We start from the raw sequence: 20260 nt of genomic DNA, 5'->3' as shown, positions 1-20260 counted from the left end.
TTATCACCTTTAACTCGGTTTTTTATTGGGACATCAGCTGGTTGGCTCTTTCCATCAACGGCTGAGCCGCTACCACCCGGCGATGGCTCAATAGCTCGTTGGCCTGGGCCAGGTAGGCGTTGGCCAGCTGCTTTTTCAATGCCGTTACGCTCGGCAGCTTGGCTGGCAGGGCGGTTTCAAAGGCGCTCAGCTCGTTATAAACGGCGTCCAATTCCTTGGGCTCTTTGGCGTCGGTTATCCGCTGCTGCCAGGCCGCCAGCTTGGTTTGGTAAAAGGCTTCGGCGGCCTGCACCGGGTATTGCGGGGTCTGGCCGTTATCCACTTGCTGCTGGTAATCGGCCAACTGGCCGATGGCGTCTTTGAGGGCGCCGGCCTTGGCCAGCGGTTCGGCCAGGGTGTCGGAGGTGGGGAAGAAACGCCCGGCCACATCCATCAGGCGGCTGATGGCGGGGGCGTCTTCGTTGGCCATGGCCTGGTTCAGGTTCTCGGCCAGTTTTTGTTGGGCAGCCTCGGAGGGCACGATGGGCGCCGGGTTCAAAAAGTGCAGGTCGGCCTTGAGGGCGTCCAACTCTTCAATGGCGGCTTTATCGCTGTAGGCGGCCTGTTCCAGGCGGGCCTTGTATTCTTCGGTCAGGGCGCTCAGCAAGGACTGGCGGCGCTGCTCGAGGCGCAGGTCGAGGTTTCGTACCTCGTCATCGTTGGGGAAGATATTAAGCAGCTCTTTGAGTACCAGGGCGGCGGCCGGGAAGTTGGGGAGATCCGGGCGGTCCGCTTCTTTTAAGGCGCTGTCGATACGCTGCTCGTAGTGGTCAAGGATACGGTTGCGGTTAACCCGCAAGATACCGGCTTGCTCCTGGGGGGAGAGGCTGGGCAGCTTGGCCAGCAGATCTTCAACCGGCATCAGGTTGATGGCTTCGAGGTTCTGCTGGTGACCGTTGATGGCGTCAAGCTGCGCCTGCAGGCTTGCCACCTGATCCTTGCCGTGGCTCCACAGGCTGAATGCCACCACCACCGACGCGACCAGGGCCACCGGGTAGAGGATGTTGCCAACGCGCAGCGGCTCTATCACCTTTTGCAGGCGGCGCAGGGTCGGCTGCGGTTTTTCTTCTTTTAAGAGCTTGCGCACCGGCTGCCAGAGGCGCCCAGGCATGTTGGCCGGTTTGGTCAGCTTGAACTGGCGGCGCTCTTCTTCGCTGAGCTTTTTGCGGTCAAAGGGGTGGCGCGAGCTCAGCAGCTCGTAAGACACGCAGGCCATGGCGTAGAGGTCGTCACACACCGTCGGTTCTTTACCGGCAATGAGCGAAGTGGAGGCATAGGCCGGGGTGTAGCCGTAAACGGTGGTTTCGTCGCTTTGCTGCTCGTTCAGGAAGTCTTCGTGGCCGGTGGGCTTGAGAGCCTGGGCGACGCCGTAATCGAGGATCTTGATGCTGCCCTGGCTGGTCACAAAGATGTTGGACGGCTTGAGGTCGGCATGGACGATGCCCTGGGCATGGGAAAAGGCCAGGGCCGAAAGGATTTGCTCCAGCACCTTGGCGGCGCCCTTCCATTTGAGGCCCTGGGGCTTGGCCCGCTGGATAACCTTGGACAGGGGCTCCCCTTCCAGCAGCTCCATCACCATAAACCAGGTGTCGCCGTCGTGGTCCAGATCGTACACGCGGATGATATTGGGGTGGGAAAGGCGCTTGGATTTGGCCGCTTCTCTGGCCAGCAGGCTCAGGGCCGAGCTGTCTTTGGTTAGCTCGGCGCGCAGGATTTTCACCGCCACCTGGGCGTCGCGGGCACCGGCTTCTTCCAGGTGCAGGTCCGTTGCCTTGTAGACGTCACTCATGCCCCCAGAGCCAATCAGGGATTCAATACGGTAACGCTGCTTGAGGGTTTTGTCGGTCCACTGATGCTCGTTGTGGTTGGCAACGGGCTCAAGTTGACCGGACACAGTGGTGTGAGTCTGGGCGCTGGCTTCCATGCTGAAACATCCTTTGTTTCATTAATTAAGAGGGGGCAAAAGTAAAGTTCACATCCTGAACTTTCAACATGAACTGTACTATAACGGTGATTTTATTTTCCACAAAGTTAAGTGAAACATGAAATGGATCGCGTTGACAGTCCATTAGGGGATCCGTAATCTTGAGCCGTTGTCTTTCAGGAGAAAGGCAAATAGGCAGGTTTGTCATCAAGGAAAGGTAAAGTGCCATGGAACTGGAGCTTGAAATAACAAGCTACCACAGGCTGTCTCCCTCTATTCAGTCTGTTAAGCGTTTTTCCAATGAAAATCAATTGCTTGGTCGATCTGAGCAATGTGATTGGCAGCTGCCTGACCCGGATCGGGTTATCTCTTCTAAGCACGCTGAAATCGTAAAAAAAGATAATGCCTACTGGTTGAAAGATATTTCGACCAACGGTGTCTTTGTGAATAATTCCACCCAGCCGTTGGGTAAAGAAAACCCCTCCAAACTTAATGACGGTGACGTGCTTCGTATCGGTGATTATGAAATTGCCGTGAAGCTGGTAAGTCAAAATAATGACAAGCCAGAACCGGTAACGCATTCAACGGCTTCAGTTAATTCTTTTTCAGAAAATGCTGAATTAGCTTCTGCGCCTATTTCACCCATGCCAGCCGAACCGGCACCGGCGCCTGAGCCCAGTTTGAGCTTTGGCAGCCTGGCCTCTTCCCTGGCCGAACCCGGCTCGGCCGACAGCCATGTGGACATGCCCAAAAGCACCGGCGCCGATGGTATTCCCACCGAGTGGAACTGGGGCAACAAGGAGCCTGCCAAGGAAGAGGCGCCCAAGCCCCAGGCCAAGCCCGAGCTGGTAGAGGCCCTACTCGAAGGCCTGGGCATGCAAAAGCAGTTTACTGACAAAGCGCCGGATGCGGCGCTGATGAAGGAGTTGGGCAACCTCACCCGCATCATGCTCGAAAGGCTGCTGGATCTGCTGCACATGCGCGCCGAGCAAAAACAGAAGCTGCGGGTGCAGCAAACCACCTTCCGCCGCCAGGAAAACAACCCCCTGAAATTCTCTGCCACTGCCCAAGATGCTCTGGAATCCTTGATTATCCGCCGCCACAACTCCTTCCTTGGCCCCCAGGAGGCCATTGAAGAAGCTTTTGCCGATATCCGCCACCACGAGCAAGCCCTGATGGCAGCCGTGGAAAAAGTGGTGGTGTCGCTGTTGGAAACCGACGCGGTGGTGGAAGACAGCGCCCTGGACAAAATGCCGGTGATTGGCAAGGCCCGCGCCTTTGAACGCTGGCAGCGCCAGCAAGACCACCTCAAGCATGAATATGGCGATGCCGAACGCATGATGCGTTCCGATCTCTTTGTTGATGCCTACGAAAACGCTATCCGTACTTTGAAACAGGAGTGATCCGATGTACGCCAAGTGGCTGCGTCCTTTGTTTATGTCTGCCGTGCTGGTAATGCTGGCCGGTTGCGTGGTGGCTAACGCCGTTTACGAGCCGAGCACCGATCTCAATGTCAGTGCCGTAGACAACCTCAACCCCGATTACACCGGCCGGCCTTCACCGGTGGTGATGAAGGTCTACCAGCTCAATGGCCGCAGCGCCTTTGATGCCAGCGACTTTTTCAATCTTTACGGCGACGCCGCCAGTGCCCTTGGCAACGAGTTGGTCAAAGTGGACGACTTTGAGCTGCAACCGGGCGAGAAACGCGACATCAAACTGCGCCTCAGTGGCAAAACCCGCTTTATCGGCGTGGTGGTGGCTTACCGCGATATCGAGAACGCCCAATGGCGCCTGGTGCTGGATGCCGATCCCACCGGTTACAAGGATGTCAGTCTGAAACTGGATGCGCTGGCTATCAGCACCAAGGGATAACGAGAGGCAACATGGAACGTTTGGCAAAGGTCGCCTGGTCAGAAGGCATGCTGCTGCGCCCGCAGCATTTTCAGCAACAAGACCGTTTTCACTATCACGCCGCAAGGCTTCGCCACAGCCGCATCTTCCCGTTCGGTTATGGGGTCAACCAACTGACCCTGGACGAGCAAGCCCTGCCGCTGGGCCAGGTCAGCGTCATTAAAGGCGCTGGGCTCTTCCCCGACGGCCTGCCGTTCGAGTTTGACCAGCAGGACAACCTGCTTTTAGAAGTGCCGGCCGATGCCCGCGACGAACTGGTGTACCTGGCCATTCCCCTGGAAAAGCTGGCCGGCGCCAATATCGTGGCCGCCGACTCCCACCACATCGGCCGATTTGTGATGCGCGACGTCAAGGTGCTGGACGAGTCCTTGGACGATGGCGACGAAGAAGACTTGAGCCTTGCCTACCTCAATCCCAGCCTCAAGCTGGAGCGGGAAGACATGGCTGGCTTTGCCACCTTGCCGCTGGCGCGCATCATTGAAGTGATCAACGAAAAAGAAGTGAAGCTCGATCGCAGCTACATGGCGCCGTGCCTGGATATCAACGCCATCACCCCGCTGGCCTCTTTGCTGCGCGAAGTGCTGGCCATGGTCAAGCAGCGGGCCCAGGCGCTGGCCATGCGCATGCAAAAGGGCGCCGAGCAGTCCACCACCTTGCTGGATGTGCTGATGCTTCAAGCCCTTAACCGCTGGCAGCCCAATCTCGAACACCTCAAAGACAGCCCCCAGGTGCACCCCGAGCGGCTCTACAGCCTGCTGGTGACCCTGGCCGGTGAAATGGCCACCTTTACCCGCGCCGAGAAGCGCCCGCCGGCCCTGCCGTCTTATCAGCACGACCGCCTCACCGAGACTTTTGGTGATTTGATGGCGGTGATCAGCCAATCGCTGTCGACGGTGCTGGAGCAAACCGCCGTGGCCCTCAAACTTGAGGAAGCGCAGTTTGGTATCAAGGTGGCGCCGCTCACCGACAAATCCATGCTGGCCAGTGCCCAGCTGGTGCTGGCGGTGAAGGCCGATTTGACCACCGAAGACATTCGCCGCCGCCTGCCTACCCAGATCAAGCTGGGACCGGTGGAGCATATCCGCGACCTGGTCAACAACCATCTGCCCGGTATCGGCGTCAGCGCCTTGCCGGTCGCGCCGCGGCAGATCCCCTACCATGCCGGTTACCACTACTTCCTGCTCGACAGCCAGTCGGAGCGCTGGCAGCAGCTCAAGCAAAGCGGCGGCCTGGCATTGCACGTGTCCGGTAACTACCCGGGCCTGGCCCTGGAGCTTTGGGCCATCAGGCAGTAAACCAGCACCCACAGGGATGTGAGTATGAATGACAGCACCATAATCAAGCCGCGCCCCGGCGCTCGCCAGGCGCCCCCGCGCCCGGCCCAAGAGCCGGTTGGCCATGACGACAAAACCGCCCTGGCCTCGGTCAGCGATGAGTTTCAGCGCGGCCGGTTTCGGCTCCCCGCCACCCACCTGGATGTGCTGGTGGACGAGGCGTCCAAGATTTTGTCTCTGGCCGACCGCCTCGGCCAGGCCAGCAGCGTTGACGACATCAGCGCCCTCAAGCGCCAGAGCATGGATCTTATCCGTGAATACCTGCGCGCATTACAGGGCCAGCAGGTGGCGCCAGACACCGTCAACATGGCGTCTTACTGCCTGTGCGCGCTGCTGGACGAAATCGTACTCAACAGCCCCTGGGGCGGCAGCGGCCAATGGGCCGCCAGTTCGTTGCTGTCGGAGTTTCACTCCGAGACCCTGGCCGGTATCCACTTTTTCGAACTGGTGGAAAAGGCCCAGCGCACCAACGACGTGCCGCTGCTGACGCTGCAGTTCTTGTGCCTGAGCCTGGGTTTTAAGGGCAAATACCGGGTCGAGAACCTGGGGCAGGAAGCCCTGGATGGCTTAAAAGATCGCATCTACCAGCAAATCTGTGCCGACAAGGGCCGCTACGCCACCCCCTTTGAAGGGGATTGGGAGCAAAAGCTGGTGCCCGGTGACGAGCTGGCCCAGCGCTTCCCGCTGTGGGTGGCCTTTGCCCTGTGCGGGGTGGTGTTGCTGCTGCTGTACATGGGCTTTGTCTACAACATCAACCAAAGGTCCCAGACCACCTTCTTGAACTTCTCCAAGGTGTCGGTGGCGTCCCAGCCGGTGGCAGGGGACGAGCAGGGCGACCTGAAAGACTCGGCCGACGCCAAATACCTGCGCCAGATCCTGCAAACCGAAATAGACAAAGGTTTGCTGGAGATGGTGTACCTGCCGGATCGCATTCGCCTGCGTATCGGCAACGAGGCGCTGTTCGGCTCCGGCTCGGCCACGGTGCGCGAGGACATGACCCCGGTGCTCAACAAAATTGCCCGGGCGCTGGAATCCACCCACGGCAAGGTGCTGGTTACCGGCCACACCGACGACCAGCCCATCTTCACCAGCAAGTACCCGTCCAACTGGCATTTGTCCCTGGCTCGCGCCAATGCGGTGGCCAATGTGCTGGCCAGCGGCGGCAAGCTTGACGGGCGGCTCTGGCCGGAAGGTCGCGGCGAAGCCGAACCTTTGTACCCCAATGACAGTAACGAACACCGCGCCCTTAACCGGCGGGTGGAAATTGATTTGATCCCCTGAGGCTAGATAGATGAAAGGCATGACATGGATCCGTCGCCTCGGAGCGATACTGACCTCCCGTTACACCGTTATCGTGCTGGGGGCTCTGGCCCTGGCCCTTATTATTTGGTTTGGCGGCCCGCTTTTAGCCATCGCCGGCTGGGAGCCCCTGGCCTCGGTGGCGGCGCGAGTGATCTTCCTGCTGCTGATCGCCCTGGTGTGGGTAGGTGTATACCTGCTGCGCATGAAGCGCGAGAAAAAGGCCAACGAGCAGGTCGTCAACGAAATGCTCAGCGGCGCCAACACCGACGATGAGCTCCTTAAAGAAGAAGTAGAGACCCTGCGCGAGCGGATGCGCGAAGCCCTGGCGCTGGTGAAAAAATGGAAGCCGGGGCGTTTTCGCTCGGTGTACGAGCTGCCCTGGTACATGATCATCGGTGCCCCCGGCTGTGGTAAATCCACGGCGCTGCTCTCATCCGGGCTCGAATTCCCGTTAAAAGAGCAAATGGGCATCGACTCGGTCAAAGGCGTTGGCGGTACTCGCCACTGCGACTGGTGGTTTACCAACAAGGCAGTGCTGATTGATACCGCTGGCCGCTACACCACCCAGGACAGCGCCGACAAGCGCGACGCCCGCGGCTGGAACTCCTTTTTGGGGCTGTTGAAGAAAAACCGCCCGCGCCGCCCCATCAATGGTGTTCTGCTGTCGGTGAGCGTGGCCGATCTGCTGGAGCAGACCCCCACCGAGCGTATGCTCCATGCCCGCGCCCTCAAGCAGCGGGTCCAAGAGCTGAAAAACCGCCTGGGGCTTATCTTCCCGGTCTATGTGCTGCTCACCAAGTTTGACCTCTTGGAAGGCTTTAACGACGTCTTCGCCCAGCTCTCTGAAAAAGAGCGCGAAGAAGTGTTCGGCATGACTTTCCCACTGCAATCGGTGCGCGACCCTAAGAGCCTGCCCGGCGCCTTCGAAGCGGAATTTATCAATATGCTGCAACGGGTAGACAAGTTCGCCCTGCACCGCTTGCAGCAAGAGCGCAACGCCAACGCCCAGCGCCGCATCTACCAGTTCTCCAAGCAACTGGCACTGTTGCAGGCGCCGCTGTGGGACATGCTCAAAGAGGTGTTCTTCCCCTCTGCCTATGAAGAAGTGCCGCTGCTGCGGGGCATCTATTTGGTGTCGTCCGAGCAGGGCGGTCAGGCCAAGGACAAGGTCTCCAAGCTGGTGGACAGCCAGTTCAAGGTCAAGGCCCCGGCCGCGCCGGCAGTGGCCCGCACCCGCGACGGCTTCTTTTTGCGCCGCCTCTTTGAAGACATCATCTTCTCCGAGCACAACCTGGCCAGCACCGATGTCGCCCACGAAAAACGTTTCGTGTGGGTACGCCGGGTGGCCCTGGCGGCCGCTGCCGTTTGCACCGTGGCACTGGGGGTGAGCTGGTACCTTTCCTTCCAGTGGAACAGCAACCTGGTGGCCGGTTATGACAAAACCCTCAAAGAGCTGCAACCCACCCTGGACGAGCAGGACTTAGACTGGGTCAAGCTCGACGGCCTGCTGACGGCGGTGTCGTCCATGCCGGGGGTAGAAGGCCAGCCGATGCCGGCCGGCGGCCCGCAGCAGTTGGGTCTGTTCCAGGGTAATAAATTGGGCCAGGCCGCCGAAGGCGCCTATGGCCGCCTGCTGCAGATGCGTTTGGGTAAGGCGCTGACCTCGAGCCTTGAGTCCGAGATTGGCTCCAACCTCGATAACCTTGAGTACCTCTACGAGACCCTCAAGACCTACCTGATGCTGCACGAGCGCGCCCATCTGGATGCCGACCAGGTCCACGCCTGGTTCGAGCTGATGCTCGAGCGCCAGCTGCCAGGCGAGGTTAACCGCGCTACCCGTGAGTCTTTGAACAATCACCTGGGCCGGTTACTGGCCCTGGGCCAGGCCTTGCCGGTAGACAACCAACTGGTGGCCAATGCCCAGGCCGAGCTCACCGCCATGCCCCTTGCCGAGCGCGCCTATCACCGCATGAAGCTCGACGCCCAGAACTCGCGGCTGCCCGATTTCCGCCTGCCGCTCATTTTGGGCTCGGTGGCTGACGGGGTCTTTGAGCGCCGCTCCGGGACCGATCTCAACGCCGGCATTCCCGGGCTTTATACCCGCAACGGCTACAACGGCGTGTTCTTGCCGGAAAAAGACAAGATCGTCAAACGCCTGGTAGAAGACTCCTGGGTCTACGGCCAGGAAGACAACGACTTTAGAAACCTCGACGAAAACGCCATCCAAAAAGGCGTGGCCGAGCGTTATTTCCGCGATTACGTCTATGTCTGGGAAGAGTTCATCAAGGACTTGCGCATCAAGCCCTTCGATAACGCCCGCGACGGTGCCCGTATCGCCAACCTGTTGTCAGGCCCCGAGGCGCCGGTGAGCCGGTTGTTGTCGGCGGTGAAGAAAAACACCGATTTGTCCGAGCCCAAACAGGCTGGCAAGTTTGATGCTGCCGCCGATCAGGCAAAAGACATCGCCAACGCCCGTCTGTCCGAGCGTAAGCGCCAGCTCTCCGGCCTGGTGGCTTCCACCATCGCCCAGGACGAGCCCGAGGCTACCCCGGTGGAAAAATCCTTCGAGCGCCTTAACGCGGTGTCCGACGAACTGGTGGCGCAGATGCAAGGCGATATCAAGGTGGCGGCCCGTTACTTTGAGGAGCAGGGCGGGCTGTCGCGCCCCCACGCCATTGCCACCGTCAATCGCAGCCAGTTTGACGATGCCCTCAAGGATTTCTACACCGCCTTGGCGGACTCCGAGACCGATCAGCTGGACGGCCTGATGGGCGACTTTATCGTCGATGCCAAGAAGGTGGTGCGCCAGTCGGTGAGCCGCTCCATAAACGAGATTTGGCGCTCCAGCGTGTACCGCGATTATCGCAGCGCCATTGCCGGCAAATACCCCTTCCGCCGTCAGGCCGACTCGGAAGTGGCCTTGCAGGACTTTGCCGGATTCTTCGGTTACGGCGGTACCCTGGACAGCTTCTTTAACGACCAGCTCAAGCCCTATGTAGACACCCAGCGCAGCCCCTGGACCCTCACCAAGGACATTGGCATCAGCCAAAGCAGCCTGGCGCTCTTTGAAAAGGCCCAGCAGATCCGCGACGTGTTCTTCCCGCGCGGTTCCGGCGAGCCGCGCCTGGGCTTTAGCCTCAAGCCGGTGTTCCTGGACTCAAGGGTCAGCCAGTTCATGCTGGAAATTGACGGCCAGGATCTCATCTACCGCCACGATCCGCCGCGCTTTATCAGCTTCAACTGGCCCGAGCGCACCGGCGCCCAGCTGACCCGGGTGGTGTTTACCCCCACTGGCAGCTCGTCACCGCTGGCGGCCAGCTACCAGGGGCCCTGGGCCATCTTCAAGCTGTTGCAAGAATCGGCGCGGCTGTCCACCCAGGACCGCCACGAGCTGGTGGAAATCAGCCTCGGTGAATACCAGGCCAAGTTGGAGCTGGTCACCAACTCGGTCAAACAACCCTTTAATACCAGCATGCTGGAGAGCTTCCAGTTACCCAGAACCTTGTAGGACGGACTGATGTGGGGATATTTCGGTAAGGTGCCAAACCGCGGGGATTTCATCAGCCACCAGCTGCCCCCCGCCATTCGCGACCTGTTTTTCGAGTGGTGCCAGGCGGGCCTGGCGGTCAGCCGCGAACAACTGGGCGAGAATTGGCTGGACGCCTACCTCACGGCGCCCATCTGGCACTTTGCGGCCAGCCCCGACACCCTGAGTGAAAGCGGGCTGGTGGGCACCTTTATCCCGTCGGTGGACAGGGTAGGGCGGCACTTTCCGTTTATGGTGATTGGCCAGTATCCGGGCCGCGCCCTCGATGCCTGGCGTGACCCGCAATGGGCCGGCCAGTTGGAAGAAAAAGTGCTGGCGGTGCTGGACGACCACTGGGATGAGGCGGCCTGGCAACAGGGGCTGGGGGAGATAAAACCCCCGGCGCCAACCCCCGGCCGGCTGCGACTGCCCAACGAAGAAGGCAACTTGGTGCTGCCCGGCGAAGTGTCGGAGCGGCAATTGCTGGCGGCCCTTTTGAATAAAGAAGAAGAAAAGACCCTCTGGTGGACCCAGGGCTCGGCCTATGTCGAACCCTGCTGGCTGTCCACCCGGGGCCTTCCCCAGGTGGGACAGTTCGCGGCACTCCTGGCCGGACAATGGCAGGAACAGGGATGGCAGACCGCGACCTTGATGGAGCAATAAGACAATGCGTTATCTTTCTTCCGGTTTTACCCACAGAGGTGGCACCCGTAACCATAACGAGGACGCCTACCTGGATGTGACCGACAGGGGCATCTGGGTAGTGGCCGATGGCATGGGGGGATATCAAGCCGGCGATGTGGCCAGCCAATTAATTTGTGACACCGTTGATAGCGAGATCAGAAAAAAAGATGTAGGCAAATTCACGGTAAATGATTTGGAAAAGGCTTTATCCCTTTCGAATCAAAAGATACGTGATTACGGCGCCCGTTTTTTGGATGATCAAACCATAGGTTCCACTGTGGTGGCATTAATGGTTGTGGGTAATCAATTTCACCTTTTTTGGGTGGGTGACAGCCGCTGCTATTTAGCCCGCGACGGCCAGCTTCGGCAAGTTTCCCGCGACCATTCGCAAGTGGCTGAAATGGTTGAGCAAGGCCTCCTTGATGAGGCGGATGCCGAGTCTCATCCCTTGGCGCACGTGATCACCAGGGCGGTTGGGGTAGATGACGAACTGGCCGCCGAGTACCTCAATGGCGAGGTCAAAGACGGGGATATCTTCCTTATTTGCAGTGACGGTATTAGCAAGGAATTTAATCAGGAAGAGCTAAATGCCTTTTTGTCCGTCGGTGAATTAGAAGAAGCCGGAATGGCCATGATGCATTCAGCTTTAGTTAAAAAATCAAAAGATAATATTACCTGTGTTCTTGTGAAGGCACAGCAGGATTGCTATGCTGGATTTTCTAGCGAAAACGGTGATGATGTAACCATCCCAATTTACTCTCGCTAGGTGTCTGGAATTAAATTGCTAGGGATAGCTTGTGAGCGAAATTACCATTTCTCTCTTTGATTTTGACGCACTGATGGCGTCTATTTCCGAGGATAGTCCGTGCGGTGTCGATCTCCGTGAGGACGAGTCACCGGTCTCTCCCTATTTTACCCTCAAAGACATTCGCAGCCAGGCCCGGGCCATTGAGCGCCAGGCGGTGCTGGAAGAAGACTACCAGCCCCCCAGCCAGTGGCGCGATCTGAGCCAACAGATCCCCGATATCGTCTCCGGCCAGTCCAAAGACTTGGAACTGGTGACCTGGCTGATTGAAGCCTGGTGCCGCGAGTACGGCTTTTTGGGCCTCAAAGACGGCTTCTTGCTGGCCGCCAACCTTATCGAGCAGTACTGGGACCAGCTCTACCCCATGCCCGACGAAGAGGGCATCGCCACCCGGCTGGCGCCCCTGGTGGGGCTTAACGGCCTGGACGCCGAGGGCGCCCTGATTCAGCCGCTGCTGTCTATTCCGCTCTTTTTCGGCCAGAGCTTCGGCCCCTTTGCCACCTGGCATTGCGAGCAGGCCGCCGAAATAAACCGGCTGGATAAAGACAAAGCCGAGCAGAAGATAAAGGCAGGCGCGGCCTCGTTCGAGCAGATAAACCAAACGGTCAAGGAAATGCCGGCCAGCGAGCTGGCGGCCCTTGCCGACCATATTGAAGGTGCCCAGGCGGCGTTCAAGCGGTTGTCCGATGCCATGGACAACGCCAGCCAGGAACCCCAGCCCACTACCCAGATCACCAAGGCGCTGCAACGCTGCCGTGACACCCTCTGGTTCCACGCCGGCGAGGTCATTGAAAAGGCCCGCGCCCAGGCAGAGCCAGTGGCGCTAGATGAAGACGCCGCCGTCGGCGACGCCGACGCACCGGCAGTAGCCAGGGGCGGCGATCCTATCGAGGTTGCCATCCATGGCCGCGAGCAGGCGGTGAAACAATTGGCTCGACTGGCGGACTTTTTCCGCCAGACCGAACCCCACTCTCCCGTGTCCTACGCCATCGAGCAGGCCATCCGCTGGAGCAAGCTGACGCTTCCCGAGCTGATGCAAGAGCTCATCAGTGACGATGGTGCCCGCGCCGGTTTCTGCCGGTTAACGGGCGTGCCGGGTTCCGGATCCCAGGAGTAGCTCGGGCCCTTAAACCGTGAATTGCCTCAGGAGACCATGACATGGATAGCATTCACCAGAAACTGAACCGGGTCCGCAAACCCCGCGTTCACATCACCTACGACGTCGAAACCGAAGGCGCCATGGTCAAGAAGGAACTGCCCTTCGTGGTCGGCGTAATGGGGGATTTTTCCGGTAACAACAATACCGATATCAAACCCCTCAAGGATCGCCGTTTCATCCAGATTGACCGGGACAACTTTGACGACGTAATGCGTCGGATGAGCCCGAAAATCAAGCTGAAGGTGGACAACAAGCTGAGTGACGACGGTACACAGATGAGTGTGGAACTGGCCTTCAACTCCATGGCCGATTTCGAGCCGGCTGCGGTGGTTAACCAGGTTGAGCCGCTGCGCCAACTGATGGAAACCCGCAACAAGCTGCGCGATCTGATGACCAAGGTCGACCGCTCCGAAGAGCTCGAAGTGCTGCTCGAGCGGGTACTGAACAATTCGGACGACCTGCAAAAGCTGGCCACCGAACTGGGTAACGGGGAGGACAAGCAATGAGTGCCGAACAGCAAAGCGCCGCCGTCGCTACGGAAGAAGAAATTTCCCTGTCGCTTTTGGAGCAGGCCATCGGTGCTACCAAGCAAACCGAGTCCAGCCGCGCCGAAGAGCTTATCCGTACCCTCACCGAAGAGGCTATGAAGGGCACCGTCACCTGGAATAAAAACCTGACGGTCACCTTCAACCAGGCCATCAACGCCCTGGACCAGCTTATCTCCAGCCAGTTGGCTGAAGTGATGCACAGCGACGAATTCCAGAAGCTCGAAGGTTCCTGGCGTGGCCTGCACCACCTGGTGATGAACACCGAAACCAGTGCCGCCATGAAGCTGCGGGTGATGAACCTGCCGAAAAAGGAGCTGCACAAGGACTTGTCCAAGGCGGTGGAGTTCGACCAGTCCCAGGTTTTCAAGAAGATTTACGAGTCCGAGTTCGGCACCCCGGGCGGCGAGCCCTACGGCGCCATCATTGGCGACTACGAGTTCACTAACCACCCCAACGACATGGAAACCTTGAGCCTGATGTCCAACGTGGCCGCAGCCGGTTTCTGCCCCTTCCTGTCGGCGGCGTCCCCGTCACTGTTCGGTTTTGACAACTGGACCGAGCTGACCAAGCCGCGGGATCTGGAAAAAGTGTTCGAGTCTTTGGAGTACACCAAGTGGCGCTCCTTCCGCGACTCTGAAGACGCGCGCTTTGTGACCCTGTCCATGCCGCGGGTGCTGGCGCGCCTGCCTTATGGCGCCAACACCAAACCCATCGAAGAGTTCGGCTACGAAGAGTTCGACGTGGACCCGACCACCGGCCGCGCCGGTACCACCGAGCACGACAAGTACTGCTGGATGAACGCGTCCTACGTGCTGGGCACGCGCATGACCGACGCCTTTGCCAAATACGGCTTCTGCACCGCCATCCGCGGCGCCGAGGGTGGCGGTAAAGTGGAAGGCCTGCCTACCCACATCTTCACCAGTGACGATGGCGACCCGGATTTGAAATGCCCCACCGAGATCGGTATTACCGATCGCCGCGAGGCGGAGCTGTCCAAGCTCGGTTTCCTGCCGCTGTGCCACTACAAGAACACCGACTACGCCGTGTTCTTCGGTGCCCAGACCTGCCAGAAACCCAAGATCTACGACAACCCGGATGCCACCGCCAACGCCGCCATTTCGGCACGCCTGCCTTACATGATGGCCACCTCGCGTTTCGCCCACTACCTGAAGGTAATGGCCCGCGACAAGATTGGCTCCTTTATGGAAGCGGCGGATGTGGAGTCCTGGCTTAACCGCTGGATCCTCACCTACGTCAACGCCTCCGAGGGCGGTGGCCAGGAGATCCGTGCCAAGTACCCCCTGGCCGACGCCAAGGTACAGGTCAAGGAGATCCCCGGTCGCCCTGGCTCTTACAACGCGGTGGCCTGGCTGCGCCCCTGGCTGCAGATGGAAGAGCTGACCACCTCGTTGCGCCTGGTGGCCAAGATCCCCGAGATCGGCGGCTGATAATGCCTGGGGCGGCCTGGCCGCCCCGCAAGGATGCGTATGAACATGGCATTGCAGTTTGTCGCCAAGGACTATCTCGAGCAGCCTGAGCCGGTTAAGGCCAGCCCCCTGTTGCCCATGGGTTTCATGGCCAGGGTGGCGGCCGAGCCCGATGAGCTCAAGGCGCTGTTGATGTGGCTTGGCCGGGTCAATCCCGAAAAAAACTGGACCGATAACAGCGTCAAGGCTTTGTTGACCAAGACGCTGGTCAAGCTGGACGAGCTTATCAACGCCCAGCTCAATGCCATTTTGCATCATCCCGAGTTACAGGCCGTCGAGGCCAACTGGCGTGGCTTGTGGCTGCTCACCGAGCAGGCTGCCCACGACGACAGCGAAGGCCTGGTGAAGATCCGGGTATTGGATCTGAACTGGGCTGAGCTCTCCAAAGATTTGACCCGGGCTATCGAATTCGATCAGTCCCGGCTCTTTCAAAAGATTTACTCCAACGAATTCGGTATGCCGGGGGGCGAACCCTTCGGCGTGCTTATTGGGGCTTACAGCCTCAGCCACCGCAGCAAAGGCGGCCAGAGCAACCTCGATACCCTCAAGGAACTGAGCCGGGTATCAGCTGCCGCTTTTGCCCCTGTGGTGCTCAATGCCGAGCCGAGCTTTTTCGGTGTCGACGAATTTGCCGATCTTACCGGCATGCGCGAGCTGTCCAGCTATTTTGCCTCCCCCGAGCTTGCCAAGTGGCGGGCCCTTCGGGAGATGGACGACTCACGGTTTTTGGCCCTGGCCATGCCCAGGGTGATGATGCGCCCGCCCTACCGGGGCGAAGGGGAGGGCCCCGAGGCGTTTCGTTTTATCGAATCGCGGGCCAACCCGCAGCGCGATTTTCTGTGGGGGCCCGCTTCCTTTGCCGCTGGCACCGTGATCATTCGCGCCTTTTGCGAGTCTGGCTGGTTTGCCAATATTCGCGGCTACCAGCGTGGCCGAGTCACCTTTGGCGCCATCGACAACCTGCCGGCTATTCAAAACCTCACCCGCAGCGGCGCCATTTACCAGACCCGCACCCCGGTGGAGTGGCAGGTGTCAGACCGCCTTGAACGGATGTTGGCCGAAGAGGGCTTTTTGCCGCTGCTGCCGCTTACCAATACCGAGATGCTGGTGCTGCACTCGGCCGCCTCGGTGCAGGCACCGCGCCATTACGACAACACCACCGCCCAGCTCAGCGCCCGCCTCTCCACCATGCTCCACTACACCCTGTGCGTGTCGCGCTTTGCCCATTTTCTCAAGGTCATGGGCCGCGATCGGGTCGGCGGTTACAGCACTCCCGAGGAGTGCGAGTCGTTCCTGCAACGCTGGCTGCACGGCTACACCATGGCCTCGGAAGGGGCGTCGGACGAAATGCGCGCCCGCTTCCCGCTGCGCGAAGCCAAGGTCACGGTCAGGGAACGCCCCGGCGAGCCGGGCCGCTACTACTCCATTATTCGCTTACAACCCCACTTCCAGCTCGACCAGCTGGTCACCGGGGTCAAGCTCATCACTGAACTGACCCCGGTCAACGGGGCCTGAAGGACGATTAAATGAAAGGGATCATCGACGCACTGGCCGCCGGCCAACTCCAAGACGCCATCGACCAGGCCCAGAGCCTGGTCAAAGACGACCCGGCAAATCTGGATCTGCGGGCCAAGCTGATTGAGCTTTTGTGCCTGGACGGGCAACTGGAGCGGGCCGACGACTCCCTGGCCAGCCTGGTAAAACGCCAGCCCGAATGGCTGGGCGGCGCCGCCAACCTGCGCCAGTTGCTGCGTGCCCAGCAGGCCCGGGTGGCTTTTCACCAAGGCCAACTGGCCGACGACGTCGTAGCCGCCCCCGGCGAAGCCCTCGAAGCGCTGGTGGATCTCAAAGCCAAGTTGTTTGCCGGTGATGTGGAAGGCGCCACCAAGGCTGCCGAGCGCCTGGAAGCCACCCGTGGCGGCGACGGCCCCTTTGCCGAGGTGCGTGACTGCGACGACAGCCTCGGCCCCTACCTTGAGTGCCTGGGCACCGACGGCAAATTCTACCTGTGGCGCTTTGATGAAATCGCCGCCATCCAGCTGCACGGGGCTACCTCTCCTATCGAGACTATCTGGCGCCGCGCCCAGGTGATCCTCAACGACGGCCGCGAAGGCGAAGTCTTTATTCCGCTCACCTACGCCGCCAGCAGCGATAGCCGCCAAAAACTGGGCCGCGAAACCGACTGGCAGGAGCAAGGGCAACTGGTTACCGGCCTTGGCCTCAAATTGTTCCTGGTCGGGGATGAGGCCATGACCCTGCTGGAACTGGCCACCAGCGATATCGCCGAGACCAGCCATGCCGGCTGAAACCCTGGCCCAGCTCAGCGTGCTTGACCGGCTGCTGGATGAAGGGGAGCCCCAGCGCTTCTCGGTCAGCCAGCTGCGCCAGTCGGTGCGCCGGGATCTCGAGTGGTTGATGAACGCCCGGCGCAGCTGGCTGCCCTGGGACGAGAGCCTCAACGAGCTGGACACCTCGGTGCTGGGCTTTGGCCTGCCCGATTTTACGGTGATGGAACTGTCTACCGAAGAGAGCCGGCTGTGGCTGTGCGAAGAGGTCAAAAAGACCATCAATCGCTTTGAGCCCCGGCTGACCCAGGTGGAAGTGAGCCTCAGAGACAAGGACACCCCGGAAGACAGGGTGCTCAGGCTACGCATCGACGCCGTGCTGCTGGCCGATCCGGTGCCGCTGCCGGTGGCTTTTGACTCGGAGATGGAGCCCATCAACCTGTCTGTGACCTTGCAGGAAAGTTTGCGATGAGTGAAGCACTGCTCAAGTACTACAACCGGGAGCTGGCCTACCTGCGCCGCCAGGGCGCCGAGTTCGCCAAACAATACCCCAAGGTGGCGGGGCGCCTTCGCATCAGCGAAGAGGCGGTGGAAGACCCCCATGTCTCGCGCCTTTTGGAAGGCGTGGCCTTTATGACCGCGCAAATTCGCCAGCGCCTGGACGGCCACTTTCCCGAGCTGGCCGATGTGCTCTTGGGCAGCCTCTACCCCGATTACCAGTCGCCCATTCCGTCCATGACCGTGGCCCAGCTCAAGCCGGCGCCGGCGCTGTCGTCCCATATGGATGTCAAAGCCGGGCTCAACTTCACCACCTTGGTGGAGAACATGCCCGAGTGCTATTTCAGCGCCGTGGGCAACCATGTGCTGGCCAATGTCAGTGTCGACAGCGCCAATTTCGAGAACGCGCCCTTTGATGCGCCGCGCCCCCAGGGCAGCAGCGGCGCCCAGGCGGTTATCAAGCTGCGGCTGTCGGCGCCGCTGAATTTCTCCGAGATAAAGCTGCCGTACCTGCGCTTTTACCTGCACGGCCAGACCCACCACAGCCACGAGCTTTACGAGCTTATCCACCGCTCGGCCCTGGGCTTTGCCATCGCCCCGGCCAGCGACAGCCGCCAGCTGCGCTTTTACGGCAAAGAGCACATCAAGGCGGTGGGTTTTGGCGCTGAAGATGCGGTGGTGCCCTACAGCAAACGCAGCTTCGACGGCTACCGGCTGCTGGTGGAGCATTTTCTTTTTGCCGAGAAATTCCTCTTCGCCGACCTTGCCGACCTCGACCCCGATTGGCCCGACGACAAAGAGCTGGATATCTATATCTACTTGGCCGAAGGTTCGGCCGAGCAAGAAAAGAGCCTGGTGCCCGACCACCTGCGCTTGGGCTGCGTGCCCATGGTCAACACCTTCGAGACCCTCTGCGAAACCCTGCGCTTTGAAGAAGAGGCCCTGGAATACCGCTTGGTGCCCAACTACCGCAACGCCGATTCCGGCGAAGTGGTACGGATCATGGGGGTTGAGCTGGTCAAGTCCGACGAAGTGCTGCCGCTGGCGCCTTATTACGGCCTGCACCACCCCCGCTGGCAAGACAGCGTCAGCCTCTACTGGCATGCCCGGCGCCGCTACAACGACTGGGCCGGCGGCCAATATGAGCCCGGCACCGAGACTTACCTGTCGCTGGTGAACAAAGATTTTGAGCACCAAGACGAAGACGAGCTGCCCCGCGACCGCTTTTTGCGGGTCAAGGTATTGGCCTGTAACCGCAACGCCCCGGCGCAGCTGCCCTTTGGCGGTGGCCAGCCGAAGATGCGCTCGGAAGACGCCTATATCCATGACGTAAAAGTGCTGCTGGCTCCCAGCCCGACGGTGCGCCCGGAGCTTGGCGACGCCACCCGCTGGCAGTTTATCCGCCATCTCTCCTTGGAACACTTTGCCGGCCCCGACGCCCTCGACCGCTTGAAAGCGGTGCTGCACCTGCATGACTTCAAGCAAACCCCGGAGTCGCGGGCCCTTATCGAAGGTATTGAAGCGGTCAGCATCAAACCGGCAGTGGCGCGGGTGGGTAGTGGCGTACGCAAGGGTCTTTGCCAGGGTAACGACATCAGCATTCGTTTCTCCAAGCCCCGCTATGCCGGTGCCAGCGTGTATCTGTTTTCGGCGGTGCTGGACCGTTTCTTTGCCCAGTTCGCCCAGCTCAACACCTTTACCCGGCTGCGCATCAAGCTTACCGGCCATAACCAGGACTACCACGTCTGGCCGACCCGGGTCGGGGAGCGGGAGCTGCTATGACCGGCCATCGCGACCCTCTGGACAACGGCGCCCTGTACCGGGAGATCTGGCGCATCGAGCGGCAGATCAAAAGCGATAAGGACAGCTGGCACCGGGTTGGCGAAGACGGCTGGCCCGAAAAAGAACTGGTGAAGTTTCGTGCCCGCCAGCACCAGGGCTTCGCTGGCCAGGACGTGGTGCGCGCTCGTCATGACCGCACCAGCGATGGCAAGACCCGTGCCGTGCTGGACGTGGATTTTATGAGCCTGACCGGCGCTCGCGGCGTATTACCGGGCCATTACAGCGAGCTGGTGCTGCAGCAGCTAAAGGGGAAATCCCCGGCGCTGCAAGACTTTCTGGACCTCTTTAACCACCGGCTGCTGTCGCTTTTTTACCGCAGCTGGGCCCGCACCCAGCCAGCGGTGGAGCAAGAGCGCCACGGCCAGGACCCGTTTAGCGCCATCATGCAGGCGCTGACCGGGGTTAGCGACCAGAGCCAGCTGTATTACGGCGCCGCCATGATGCGCGGCCCCAAAAGCGGCGCGGTGTTGTGCCAAGTGCTGAGCGACCTTACCGGCAGCGCGGTCAGCCACCAGCCGCTGCAAGGGGGCTGGGAAGCCATTGCCCCCGATGAACAGAGCGCCATGCCCAGCAAGGCCCAGCCACAGGGGCGCTTTGCCCGCCTCGGTGAGGCGGTGCTGGGCAGCAAGACCTGGGTGGCCGACCGGGGCATGGTGCTGGCTTTTACACCCAGCACCAAAGAGCAGGCCTTGAGCCTGCTGCCCGATGGCCGCTACAGCGCCACCATTACCCGTTTGAGCCGAAGCTTTGCCGGCAGCCGGGTCAAGGTGCAGTACCAGATGACCACCAAGGCCGGTTACCTGCCCGGCGCACGCCTGGGCAGCCAGGGCCGCCTCGGTGCCGACAGTTTTTTACAAGCCGTTACCCAGCCCGACAGGACACTGACTGTGGGCTTTACGCCAAGGAAAGGATGAAG

Annotated in this window: 16 protein-coding genes; 15 read left to right on the top strand and 1 reads right to left on the bottom strand. The window is 60.2% G+C overall.

What is annotated here, in order from left to right; all coding sequences use genetic code 11:
• Window positions 1-22: 22 nt before the first annotated feature.
• Complete coding sequence (locus EDC28_RS01520; protein WP_123420431.1) at window positions 23-1963, bottom strand: serine/threonine-protein kinase; 1941 nt, start codon at window positions 1961-1963, stop codon at window positions 23-25.
• Between the two features lie 227 nt (window positions 1964-2190).
• Here EDC28_RS01520 and tagH point away from each other — a divergent pair, with 227 nt between their 5' ends.
• The 15 genes from tagH to tssG are packed head-to-tail and all read left to right on the top strand — an operon-like array spanning window position 2191 to window position 20258.
• Window positions 2191-3366: a type VI secretion system-associated FHA domain protein TagH gene (tagH, locus tag EDC28_RS01515; protein WP_123420430.1), complete on the top strand. Its 1176-nt coding sequence runs from the start codon at window positions 2191-2193 to the stop codon at window positions 3364-3366.
• 4 nt (window positions 3367-3370) lie between these two features.
• Complete coding sequence (gene tssJ, locus EDC28_RS01510; protein WP_050657898.1) at window positions 3371-3835, top strand: type VI secretion system lipoprotein TssJ; 465 nt, start codon at window positions 3371-3373, stop codon at window positions 3833-3835.
• Window positions 3836-3846: 11 nt separating this feature from the next.
• On the top strand, window positions 3847-5169 hold the full coding sequence (gene tssK / locus EDC28_RS01505; protein ID WP_050657897.1) for a type VI secretion system baseplate subunit TssK: 1323 nt from the start codon (window positions 3847-3849) through the stop codon (window positions 5167-5169).
• A gap of 24 nt (window positions 5170-5193) precedes the next feature.
• On the top strand, window positions 5194-6489 hold the full coding sequence (gene tssL / locus EDC28_RS01500) for a type VI secretion system protein TssL, long form (protein WP_050657896.1): 1296 nt from the start codon (window positions 5194-5196) through the stop codon (window positions 6487-6489).
• Window positions 6490-6508: 19 nt separating this feature from the next.
• Window positions 6509-10018 carry a type VI secretion system membrane subunit TssM gene (tssM, locus tag EDC28_RS01495; protein ID WP_170163992.1) on the top strand — a complete coding sequence of 1170 codons (3510 nt, stop codon included), beginning with the start codon at window positions 6509-6511 and terminating at the stop codon, window positions 10016-10018.
• Between the two features lie 9 nt (window positions 10019-10027).
• Window positions 10028-10699 carry a type VI secretion system-associated protein TagF gene (tagF, locus tag EDC28_RS01490; RefSeq protein WP_050657894.1) on the top strand — a complete coding sequence of 224 codons (672 nt, stop codon included), beginning with the start codon at window positions 10028-10030 and terminating at the stop codon, window positions 10697-10699.
• 4 nt (window positions 10700-10703) lie between these two features.
• Window positions 10704-11486: a PP2C family protein-serine/threonine phosphatase gene (locus EDC28_RS01485; RefSeq protein ID WP_050657893.1), complete on the top strand. Its 783-nt coding sequence runs from the start codon at window positions 10704-10706 to the stop codon at window positions 11484-11486.
• A 31-nt stretch (window positions 11487-11517) separates the two neighbouring features.
• The gene (tssA, locus tag EDC28_RS01480) at window positions 11518-12642 is read left to right on the top strand and encodes a type VI secretion system protein TssA (protein WP_123420428.1); all 1125 of its coding nucleotides are present in this window, start codon (window positions 11518-11520) and stop codon (window positions 12640-12642) included.
• A gap of 41 nt (window positions 12643-12683) precedes the next feature.
• Entirely contained in the window at window positions 12684-13190 is a 507-nt protein-coding gene (gene tssB, locus EDC28_RS01475) for a type VI secretion system contractile sheath small subunit (protein WP_050657891.1), read from the top strand.
• Window positions 13187-14680, top strand: coding sequence for a type VI secretion system contractile sheath large subunit (gene tssC, locus EDC28_RS01470; RefSeq protein ID WP_050657890.1), 1494 nt, complete (start codon window positions 13187-13189; stop codon window positions 14678-14680). Before tssB ends, tssC (EDC28_RS01470) begins: the two co-directional genes overlap by 4 nt.
• Window positions 14681-14719: 39 nt before the next feature.
• Window positions 14720-16234, top strand: coding sequence for a type VI secretion system contractile sheath large subunit (tssC, locus tag EDC28_RS01465; RefSeq protein WP_123420427.1), 1515 nt, complete (start codon window positions 14720-14722; stop codon window positions 16232-16234).
• An 11-nt stretch (window positions 16235-16245) separates the two neighbouring features.
• The gene (locus tag EDC28_RS01460) at window positions 16246-17025 is read left to right on the top strand and encodes a type VI secretion system accessory protein TagJ (RefSeq protein ID WP_123420426.1); all 780 of its coding nucleotides are present in this window, start codon (window positions 16246-16248) and stop codon (window positions 17023-17025) included.
• Window positions 17015-17476 (top strand): type VI secretion system baseplate subunit TssE, encoded by a 462-nt coding sequence (gene tssE / locus EDC28_RS01455; RefSeq protein ID WP_050657887.1) that lies wholly within the window; start codon window positions 17015-17017, stop codon window positions 17474-17476. The genes EDC28_RS01460 and tssE overlap by 11 nt, the downstream gene beginning before the upstream one ends.
• The gene (gene tssF, locus EDC28_RS01450; protein WP_050657886.1) at window positions 17473-19284 is read left to right on the top strand and encodes a type VI secretion system baseplate subunit TssF; all 1812 of its coding nucleotides are present in this window, start codon (window positions 17473-17475) and stop codon (window positions 19282-19284) included. Before tssE ends, tssF begins: the two co-directional genes overlap by 4 nt.
• On the top strand, window positions 19281-20258 hold the full coding sequence (gene tssG, locus EDC28_RS01445) for a type VI secretion system baseplate subunit TssG (protein WP_123420425.1): 978 nt from the start codon (window positions 19281-19283) through the stop codon (window positions 20256-20258). Before tssF ends, tssG begins: the two co-directional genes overlap by 4 nt.
• Window positions 20259-20260: the final 2 nt, after the last annotated feature.

The organism is Gallaecimonas pentaromativorans (assembly GCF_003751625.1).
Lineage (GTDB): Bacteria > Pseudomonadota > Gammaproteobacteria > Enterobacterales > Gallaecimonadaceae > Gallaecimonas > Gallaecimonas pentaromativorans.
The sequence above is the reverse complement of the archived record's forward strand: the minus strand, read 5'-3'. Positions and strand labels throughout refer to the sequence as shown.